Genomic DNA, 678 nt, shown 5'->3' on the forward strand with positions numbered 1-678 from the left:
TGTACTACGCGGCGCCGCGCCCGGTCGTGGAACGCGACGGCGCTCTGATCATGGTGGATGACGACCGGATGCGGCTGAAGCCCGGAGAGGTGCCGCAGCAGCGCAGCGTGCGGTTCCGGACGTTGGGCTGCTACCCGCTGACCGGCGCGGTGGAGAGCACCGCCGAAACCCTCCCAGAGATCATCCAGGAGATGTTGTTGACGACGAGCTCGGAACGCCAGGGCCGGGTCATCGACCATGACTCGTCCGGGTCGATGGAGAAGAAGAAGCAGGAGGGGTACTTCTGATGGCGCACGCGGCCAGCGACCTCGTCGCGGACGACATCGAGGCGTATCTCAATCTGCACGAGCACAAGAGCATGCTGCGGTTCATCACCTGCGGCAGTGTCGACGACGGAAAGTCGACGCTGATCGGCCGGCTGCTGTACGACTCGAAGCTGGTGTTCTCCGATCATCTCGCCGCGTTGGAAGCGGACTCGAAGAAGGTCGGCACGCAGGGCGACGGGCTGGATTTCGCGCTGCTGGTCGACGGGCTCGCCGCGGAACGTGAGCAGGGCATCACGATCGATGTGGCGTACCGGTTCTTCTCCACCGAGCGGCGGAAGTTCATCGTCGCGGACACCCCCGGGCACGAGCAGTACACCCGGAACATGGTCACCGGGGCGTCCACCGCGGATCT

Annotated in this window: 1 protein-coding gene and 1 pseudogene; both read left to right on the forward strand. The window is 65.2% G+C overall.

All coding sequences use genetic code 11. The features are described 5' to 3' along the window. Window positions 1-287, forward strand: a pseudogene (locus tag MXD62_RS09930) (sulfate adenylyltransferase small subunit); the annotation flags it as partial. Further along, window positions 287-678, forward strand: a 392-nt coding sequence (locus MXD62_RS09935; protein WP_248829049.1) for a GTP-binding protein, incomplete at its 3' end; no start/stop codon positions are given. The pseudogene MXD62_RS09930 and the gene MXD62_RS09935, both read left to right, overlap by 1 nt.

The organism is Frankia sp. Mgl5, from assembly GCF_023242985.1.
Lineage (GTDB): Bacteria > Actinomycetota > Actinomycetes > Frankiales > Frankiaceae > Parafrankia > Parafrankia soli.